We start from the raw sequence: 9,248 nt of genomic DNA, 5'->3' as shown, positions 1-9,248 counted from the left end.
GCGGAGGTGGGACGACGAAATCGAATTCTAACGAATTACCGATTTCTGTCCCACTCTCTTTTATTTTACTCTCTTATAACCTTCTTTTTTGAAATTTTTGATATGTTCTGAATAGTTGGCCAGTTCTCCAAACGTTTTTTTCTCATCGTTGGCTTTATTTAAGGCTTCAATATCTAAGTCTTGGTAGACGATCTTGGTATGAATCATCAGTCCACCCTCTTTCGTCCGACTCACATCTGTTGTATAGCCCGAAATTCCTTTTTTAGGTTCAACAATTTCTTTTTTAATATATTCGAACTCAGAGTCATCTTCAATATTTACATTAAAATTATCAGCCCAAAACTCTTCAGAGATCATTTGATTGGCTCTATGTCGAATCGTCACTCGAAGAAGAATGTCTTTATCTTTTTTCTCATAGGTTTCTTCTCTTTCAATGCTACAAGCTGTTAGTCCTAGAAACACAATGAATGGGACAGCCAACATGAGTCCTTGTTTCAAAATTTTCATAAATACCTACTTCCGTTTCCGAGCAATCAAATGGATTGGGGTTCCTTCAAAGACAAAGGCTTTCCGAATTTGATTTTCCAAGAAACGAAGATAAGAGAAGTGCATGAGCTCTTCTTCATTGACAAAGACCACAAAGGTTGGTGGTTTGGTAGCAACCTGAGTCGCATAGAAGATTTTTAGACGTTTTCCTTTATCTGTCGGTGTCGGATTAATGGCAATGGCATCCATGATGACATCGTTCAAGACAGCTGAAGGAATCCGTGTATTTTGGCTCTCACTGATCTGCTTGATCATATCTGGTAGCTTGTGCAAGCGTTGCTTGGTCAAAGCAGAGACAAAGATAATAGGTGCATAAGATAAGTATTGGAATTGATCTCGAATATCATCTTCCCATTGCTTCATGGTGTGGTTATCCTTTTCAAGAGTATCCCACTTATTGACCACGATGATCATCCCTTTTCCAGCTTCATGGGCAAATCCGGCAATCCGCTTATCGTACTCGCGGATTCCTTCTTCTGCGTTCAAGACCATCAAGACCACATCCGAGCGATCGATAGCCCGCATAGCCCGCATGACAGAATATTTCTCTGTATTTTCATAGACCTTACCAGATTTTCGCATTCCGGCTGTATCAATCATGGTGTACTCTTGGCCTTCTGCATCGGTGAAATGGGTGTCAATCGCATCCCGCGTAGTCCCTGCTACAGGACTGGCAATGACGCGGTCTTCACCAAGGATGGCATTGATCAGACTAGATTTTCCGACATTAGGGCGGCCAATCAAGCTGAACTTGATAACATCTGGATTTTCTGGCTCCCGATCCGTCGGAAGGTTTTCAACAATAGCATCCAAGACATCCCCTGTACCAATCCCGTGCACAGATGACACTGGCAAGGGGTCGCCTAGACCAAGAGCGTAGAAATCATAGATGTCAGTTCGCATCTCTGGATTATCCACTTTATTGACCGCTAAAATGACTGGTTTGTGGGTCTTGTAGAGCATCCGAGCGACATACTCATCTGCATCGGTAATCCCTTCTTTTCCAGATACGACAAAGACAATGACGTCTGCTTCATCCATGGCAATCTCAGCTTGGTGCTTGATTTGCTCCATGAAAGGTGCGTCCACGTCATCAATCCCGCCAGTATCAATAATACTAAATTGGTGGTTGAGCCACTCAGCCGTTGCATAAATACGGTCCCGAGTAACCCCTTCGACATCCTCGACAATGGAAATCCGCTCACCGGCAATCCGGTTAAAGAGCGTTGACTTCCCGACATTTGGACGTCCTACAATGGCAACAGTAGGTAAAGCCATGGTGTCCTCTTTTCTCTTATTTTTCTAGTTGGTGTTTCTTTAATAATTCTGCCGTAGCAGCTGGTTCTTCCTGTCCAAATTGGGCAGCCAAGCGTTGGCTCCAAGTATCCGTTGCCCGTGCTCCAGCATAGGCAGTCTGTACTCGATCAAAGGCTTCAATCACTTCAGGAGTCTGCTCCTGGTAACTTTCTTCGAAGACAACAGCTTCCAAAGGAAGGCGGGGCTTCACAGGATGGTTCTGATTTGGCACTCCTAAAGCCATCCCAAAGACAGGATAGGTGTAGTCTGGTAAGTTAAATAGTTTCGCCACTTCAGCCGCTTCATACCGAACCAAGCCAATAATGACTCCTCCGTAGCCTAGACTTTCAGCAGCCAGCAAGGTATTCTGACCTGCCAAGGCCGCATCTACAGAAGTAATCAATAAATTATCTGGTCCTTCTGGATGGAATTGATCCGTATGCATCCGAACCCCTTTTTCAGCTCGGTTGAGGTCCCCTACAAACAGTAAGAAAACAGAGCATTGACGAATCGCTTCCTGAGGGACGAATTGATAGAGCGCCTCTTTCTTTTCCTGGCTTCTAACTAAGATAATGGAATAAGACTGGAAGTTCTTCCAAGAGGAAGCCATCTGTCCTGCTGTTAGGATTGCTTGAAGGTCTTCCTCTTTGATATCCTCCTCCTTAAAGCGACGGACAGAGGAATGAGATTTCATCAAATCAATAACAGGATTCATCGGCGATTTTCTCCTTCTAGGCGGACTTCTTTAGCCAGGAACTTGATTCGCTCCATGACACGTTTGGCTTGCCAAGTCTCATCTCCATTCCGAGATGTAGCAAAATGACGTTCCAAATCTTCAAAGTTGAAATTCGAAGTAAAGAAGGTTGGAAGAATCTCCTGCATCCGATGTTGCAAAATCACTTGCAAGACTTCATCCCGGACCCAAGGCGACATTTGCTCTGCCCCAATATCATCAAGAATCAAAATTTCAGCCTTCTTAACCTGATCCAGCATCTCTTTAACCTGACCTGTATTAATGGCATTTTTAACATCGATGACAAAGCTTGGGAAATGCAAGAGAGTTGAAGATGCTTGCCGTTTTTCAGACAAGTCATGAGCAAGAGCTGCCATCATATAGCTTTTCCCAACTCCGAAATCTCCGTATAGAAAAATTCCTTTACGAGCTTGAGGATAGGAAGCAACAAAATTGGCCAACTCTTCAAAGGCTCCAAAACGTCCCCGATCATCCAAGTCGACTTTCGCTAAGGAAGCTTCCTTCAAGGTACTTGGCAAGTTGATCAGCTGCAAGCGTTTATTGATAGCGGCTTGTTTTTGTGCCTCAATCAACTCAGGTGTCTCTTCATAGGAAACATCCGCATAGCCCTCATTCATGACCAATACAGGCTTATACCCTCTTGCAATATAATCTGCATCCCCGAGGACAAAACGATTCCGTTCACTGATGTATTGGTTAAATTTGGAAATGCTGCGACGGATTTCTGCTTCCGACAAGGCTTCCTTTTGAATAAAGTTTGCAATCTCAGGTTCGGCGAGAATTTGAGCTACCAATTCTTCATAATTGAACTGCTGTGATCGATTCATCTGGGACATGGTTTTCCCTACGCTCTCCATTTACTCCCCTCCTTGATTTAATTTCTCGAGCAAGGCTCGTTTTTGTTGTTCTAGATTAGCCTGTTCTTCCTGGCTGGTCTGATTGGTATAGTTAGGCTGACTCCACTTAGGAACATTGGTTTTTCCAGTCGCTTGTCCACTCTTAGTTGCTTTCTCTTTTGCTTTTTGTGCATGGGAGTCTTGGCGCTGGCGGATCTTCAGGACAGCCTCTTCAGCCGTTTTAATTCCCTCATACGCAAAATCATTCCCAACTTTTAAGGCATATTTTTCATTGAGATTAGCAGAAGCAACCTTATTAAAGGTCAACAACAAGATCACGTTTATGACTTCATCTAATAGGCCTAACTGGGCCAAATCAGAAATCGCTTGACGCTCAGATTGGGTCACGACAGCCTTACGTGCTTTTTTAATTCCTGCTAAAAATTGACGACTGGTCTTGTTTTTTGCTTCCCGGATAATGGCTCTTTCCTGCGGAGTAAACTCATCCTTGCCGTTTTCCTGTGGTTGTTGGGTTAGTTTCTGTCTCATCCGCTTGGTCGAAATGATCAAATTGGCCGCTGTCTCCTTGGCCAAGAGATAGGTCTCATACCAAGTCCAATTCTTCTCTTCAGTGATGGCATAGAGAACTAAGAGGTCCTCTTGTTCGTTCTCAAAACGAAGGCCATCCCGCGCCATTAATTGTTTAAAGTGCTCCAAACTGAAGGAAGATGTTTTTCTCTGAGGGGTCGAAACTCCATCAATCCCAAAGACAGAGGCAAAGTTCACCTTCCGTTTTTCGCCCTCTGGTTTTTCAGGAAGCAAGTCACGAACTGCCGCTTCTCCTATTTTTTTCTCCAGCAATTTCTGATAAGCAACATTGGCAAAAAATTGATCTGCTTCTAGCGGAGGCACAAATCGGAACTGAAGTCCTTCTTCTGTTTCATAAACCTCTAATAAATTCATGGCAATCAAGCGGTCTAGACTTTCGAGAAAATGAGCGAAACCTAAATCCAGATGATTTAAAATGACAGCAATCAGCCGTTTTTCTTTCCCCTGATTATAGAGACTCAGCAGAAAAGTATATAATTGACTTGCTTGAACACCTAATATTGGTCCATACAGATGCGTAAAGGAGGCTCCTGTAGGCGCCAAATAATTATTCTTCAAGAAAGAAAATGAAGTATTGGGCTTCATCTATTTTTCCTTTTTCTTCTTCGTTCCTTTGGTAATCTGTTTTAAGAGACTTTCCAATTCGCCAACATCCTTGAAACTACGATAGACACTTGCAAAGCGGACATAGGTAATTTCGTCCAACTCTGCTAACTCGTCCATGACCAGTGATCCGATGTAGTCACTCTGGATCTCATTTTCACTCTGGCTTCGAATCTTTTGTTCGATGCGCCCCACAATTTCCTCAATTTCGTCACTCGATACGGGACGTTTCTGAGCAGATCGAATAATCCCATTAAATATTTTATCTCTAGAAAACTGTTCCCGGGTGCCATCTTTTTTCACCACAACAAGAGTCCGCTCTTCTACTCGTTCATAAGTGGTGAAGCGATGATGACATTCATCACATTCTCTTCTTCTACGAATCGTTTTCCCATCTTCTGCCTGGCGACTATCTACAACACTAGACTTGTTTCCGCCACATTTTGGACACCGCATGGACACCCTCCTTATCGTTTCTTAATACTTTATTCTATCATATTTAGGGCTAAAGTGAAAGCAAGCGAAACAAAGAAAATCCCTAGCCTCCTAAAGGCATAGGGATTTGAATCTTATGGTAAATACAAGTCAGCTGACAAACCATAATGGTCGCTGATGAGAGGTTGGTTGGAACCATCAAACACAACTTCTAGTCGTTCGATAACCCATTCTTTTGAAGTGAAAACATAATCAATCCGCAAAGGTACCTGATTATCATCCCATCCATCAATTCCAGGACCTACTGTGTAAGTCCCCTTGGTCTGACGGGCTTCAATAAAGCTATCTTGAAGAGCTAGCGGACTCGCTAAAATGGCCTCATACCCCTCTTGACCAGCTGGATTATTAAAATCTCCTGCTAAGATCAAGGGTTTCTGCAATTGGCTAAAACGCTCTTCTAAACGTGCCCACTCTTGTTGGAAACCTTTATCCCACCAGGAAAGGTGGACACTGGCAACCGCAATTTCTTTCCCATCAACTTGGGTTTCGGCAATGGCAATCCGTCGTGTATGATAATCTGTTGGATCATTCACATCTGAAACCAAGAGTTCGCTTGCCTGGATTGGGGTACGTGATAGAACTGCTACCCCTTCATGATAACGGTCATAGCCGATATGGTTGTAAGCCCAGGTCCAGTGATAGCTCAATCCTTCTTCTTCTAATTTTTCAACTAAACAACGAACATAGTGATCCTGATGGATCGGCTCCGCAGAAGGAGTTGGATGATACAAGTCATTAACTGGAACAACTGGACTTTCGATGGCCTGATTGATTTCTTGGAAACAAATCAGATCGTATTGCTTTTCAATAATGTCTGTTACTAAGTCCTCAAATTTTTGTTGGGGATTTTCTTCCATCCAACTATGAGTGTTTAAAGTTAAAAATTTCATGATCCTACTCTCCTAATAGAGAATTCCCTGTATCCGATGGATACAAGGAATGACTCTCATAGATTATAATTCAACTTTGGCAACCACAGCATCTGCTGGAAGTTGACCAGTTTGTGTAAGAGTGACAGATTGAATAGCTGCAGCATTTGTGAAGACTACAACTGTTGTAGTTGCACGTCCAGCTTCACGAATAGCATCCAAATCTGCTTCTACCAATAAATCTCCCGCTGCCACTGTTTGGCCTTCTTCTACCTTCACTGTGAAAGGTTTGCCTTCCAAACTTACAGTATCAAGACCGATATGAACGAGAACTTCAAGACCTGATTCTGTTACCAAACCAAGGGCATGTTTGGTAGGGAAGACGCTGGTTACTTTACCAGCTACTGGTGAAACAATCTGACCATTTGCTGGTTCAACTGCAAATCCGTCACCCATCATTTTTTGTGAGAAGACTGGATCTTGAACTTTTTCTAATTCAATGACTTGTCCTTCAGCAACTGAGTGAACTTCTTCTGTCACCCCTTTAAAGGCAACTTCCGCTTGTTGAGCCGCTGTCTGCTGACTTGGAAGAGTTTCAGGAATCACTTCACCTGAATCTAACAAATCTTGGATATCTGATTTCAATACGTCAGCTTTTGGACCGTAAATCGCTTGGACCCCTTGTCCTTTCATGACAAGTCCCATTGCTCCTTCAGCTTTCCATTGTTCTTCTGTTCCAACTTTTTCAGCATCTTTAACAGTCACACGAAGACGAGTCATACATGCGTCCACATCGACGATGTTAGCACGTCCACCAAGAAGGTTGATGATGTTAACTGCTTGAGAAGCAACAGCTACTTTACCTGAACCTGAAGTTTCAGACTCAGCTGATCCACCTTCAGCTTGTTCGTAGTTTCCGTTACGTCCAGGAGTTGCGTAGTTAAATTTCTTGATCATGAAGTTTGCAATGAAGTACATGATCACGGCAAAGAGAACAGTTACCCAGATAAAGTTAAGGATATCTCCACCGAGCCCAGCTTTAATGGTCATTGGTGTACGAGTCAAGAACTCAATAGATCCGAATGAATGGACACGAAGATTGACGATATCGGCCATCGCGAAGGCTGCACCTTGTACCACTGCATAAACGAGGTAAAGAGGCATAGCCACGAACATAAACATGTACTCGATTGGTTCTGTAACCCCTGTAAGGAAGGTTGCAAGAGCAGTCGCAATCATCATCCCTTTGTATTTGTGTTTCTTATCAGGGTCTACATTACGGTAAATGGCAAGGGCAACCCCCATCAAGATACCGAATGAACCAATCATTTGTCCCACTTTGAAACGAGCAGGTGTGACGGTATCCAACAAGTGTTGGTAAGTAGCAGGGTCAGTTCCTTTAGTATTTCCTAAGTCTGTAATCCAAGCTAACCAAAGTGGATCTTGACCTAATACAGTTGTTCCTTTTGAGATACCTGAAATAACTTCATAGGTACCACCCAATTGTGTATAGTTGATTGGGATGGTCAACATGTGGTGAAGACCGAATGGAAGCAAGAGACGTTCCAAGGTACCAAAAGCAAATGGTGCTAAGATTGGAGCAGTTTCTTTTGAGTTAGCAATCCAAATACCAAAGTTGTTAATTCCTGTTTGGACTACTGGCCATAAGAATGACAAGACAAGAGCCACAATGACAGAACGAAGGATAACGACAAAAGGAACAAACCGTTTCCCGTTAAAGAATGATAGGGCATCTGGTAACTTGCGGTAGTTGTAGTATTTATTAAAGGCTGTCGCCCCTACAAAACCGGCAATAATCCCAACGAAAACTCCCATATTCAAGGCAGGTGATTCTAAAACACTCGTAAAATAATCAGCAACCTTGATAGATCCACCAAGAAGAGTATGAACTTGTGCTTTTGGATCTTTGAGCATATCTCCTGTTACACCGAACATCACACCAGTGATCCGGTTGATCAAGATAAAGGATAGACCTGCCGCAAAGGCACCACCAGCACGTTCTTTTGCCCAGCTACCACCGATAGCCAATGCAAAGAGAATATGAAGATTCCCAATGACTCCCCAACCGATTTGTTCAAGAACACCACCGGTCGTCACCAAGAAACCAAGTTCTGGATTAATCATTGCAACAGTTTTACCAAGACTGATCATCAGACCTGCCGCAGGCATAACTGCAACGACCACCATCAATGCTTTACCGAATTTTTGCCAAAATTCAAAGCTAAATAGACTTTTGAATGATTGTTTATTCATCATTCGACCTCCTTATAAATTTGAAATGCCCGTAATATAAGAAAACGTTTGCATATTTCACTTACTATTATACCACTTTTTTTCTATTTGTAAAGCCCTTACATCTATATTTTTAATTCACAAACTTTATACATAAAGGCCTTGAAAAGCCTATCTTTTAAGCAAACGTTTGCTTCTTTCACAATTTTTTTAAAAAAATTTTTTTAAAAATTTTTTCTTTCTTCCTTTTTGATAAACAAAAAATCCCTTTGAGATTTCTCATCAAAGGGAATGTTCTTATTCTTGCATTTGGTAGCCGACACCTCGGACAGTTTTGATATAGCTCTTTTGTCCTGGGAGATCTATTTTTCCACGAAGATAGCGAATATAGACATCAACGATATTGGTTTCTGCTGTACTCTCATACTTCCAGACACGCTCCAGCAATTGCTCGCGACTGAGGACATGCTTACTCCCCATCAAAGTCGCTAACAAATCATACTCACGACGTGTCAGGTCAATCACTTCCTCTCCCCGATACACCATATGATTCTCGACATCAATTCGTAAATTCCGATAGGAAGTAGGAACTTTCATCTGATTACAATGTTGATCAATAAAATCACGGCCTCTAAAAATAGCAATGATTCTCTCAACCAAATCACTGATCACGAATGGTTTGATGACATAAGACACTGCAAATCGTTGGATACTCTCCATATGCTCAGAAATTTTCTCACGACTATCTAAGACAATCAAGACTGCTGCAGGACGAATCTTGCTCAGGCGTTGGGCAAAATCTTCCCCACTCATATCTTCTAGTTCGTAATTGAGAAGAATTAAATCATATTCTGTAGCCTGCAGGAGTTTCAAGGCGATTTCCCCTTGTTCTACCAAATCAACTACATAGCCTGCTTTTTGAAGTTCTAAATCAATAAAGCGCGCTAAATTCTTTTCATTCTCTACTAGTAATATCCGCTTTGTCAT

At 42.4% G+C, this 9,248-nt stretch carries 9 protein-coding genes; all 9 read right to left on the bottom strand.

The annotated features are described in order from the left end of the window. Nucleotides 1–60: 60 nt before the first annotated feature. Complete coding sequence (locus tag ADH27_RS06150) at nt 61–507, bottom strand: hypothetical protein (RefSeq protein ID WP_048716587.1); 447 nt, start codon at nt 505–507, stop codon at nt 61–63. Between the two features lie 6 nt (nt 508–513). Continuing rightward, entirely contained in the window at nt 514–1,824 is a 1,311-nt protein-coding gene (der, locus tag ADH27_RS06145; protein ID WP_048716584.1) for a ribosome biogenesis GTPase Der, read from the bottom strand. Nucleotides 1,825–1,840: 16 nt separating this feature from the next. After that, nucleotides 1,841–2,557: an NADPH-dependent oxidoreductase gene (locus tag ADH27_RS06140; protein ID WP_048716582.1), complete on the bottom strand. Its 717-nt coding sequence runs from the start codon at nt 2,555–2,557 to the stop codon at nt 1,841–1,843. After that, nucleotides 2,554–3,453 carry a primosomal protein DnaI gene (gene dnaI, locus ADH27_RS06135; protein WP_048716579.1) on the bottom strand — a complete coding sequence of 300 codons (900 nt, stop codon included), beginning with the start codon at nt 3,451–3,453 and terminating at the stop codon, nt 2,554–2,556. Before dnaI ends, ADH27_RS06140 begins: the two co-directional genes overlap by 4 nt. Then, nucleotides 3,454–4,626 carry a DnaD domain protein gene (locus tag ADH27_RS06130; protein ID WP_048716577.1) on the bottom strand — a complete coding sequence of 391 codons (1,173 nt, stop codon included), beginning with the start codon at nt 4,624–4,626 and terminating at the stop codon, nt 3,454–3,456. Further along, on the bottom strand, nt 4,627–5,100 hold the full coding sequence (gene nrdR, locus ADH27_RS06125; protein ID WP_006595763.1) for a transcriptional regulator NrdR: 474 nt from the start codon (nt 5,098–5,100) through the stop codon (nt 4,627–4,629). Between the two features lie 113 nt (nt 5,101–5,213). Next, on the bottom strand, nt 5,214–6,029 hold the full coding sequence (locus ADH27_RS06120) for an endonuclease/exonuclease/phosphatase family protein (protein WP_048716574.1): 816 nt from the start codon (nt 6,027–6,029) through the stop codon (nt 5,214–5,216). A 63-nt stretch (nt 6,030–6,092) separates the two neighbouring features. Then, nucleotides 6,093–8,282, bottom strand: coding sequence for a PTS transporter subunit IIBC (locus tag ADH27_RS06115; protein WP_048716571.1), 2,190 nt, complete (start codon nt 8,280–8,282; stop codon nt 6,093–6,095). A 276-nt stretch (nt 8,283–8,558) separates the two neighbouring features. Beyond that, nucleotides 8,559–9,248 carry a response regulator transcription factor gene (locus tag ADH27_RS06110; protein ID WP_048716568.1) on the bottom strand — a complete coding sequence of 230 codons (690 nt, stop codon included), beginning with the start codon at nt 9,246–9,248 and terminating at the stop codon, nt 8,559–8,561.

Source organism: Streptococcus sp. 343_SSPC (assembly GCF_001072385.1).
GTDB lineage: Bacteria > Bacillota > Bacilli > Lactobacillales > Streptococcaceae > Streptococcus.
The sequence above is the reverse complement of the archived record's forward strand: the minus strand, read 5'-3'. Positions and strand labels throughout refer to the sequence as shown.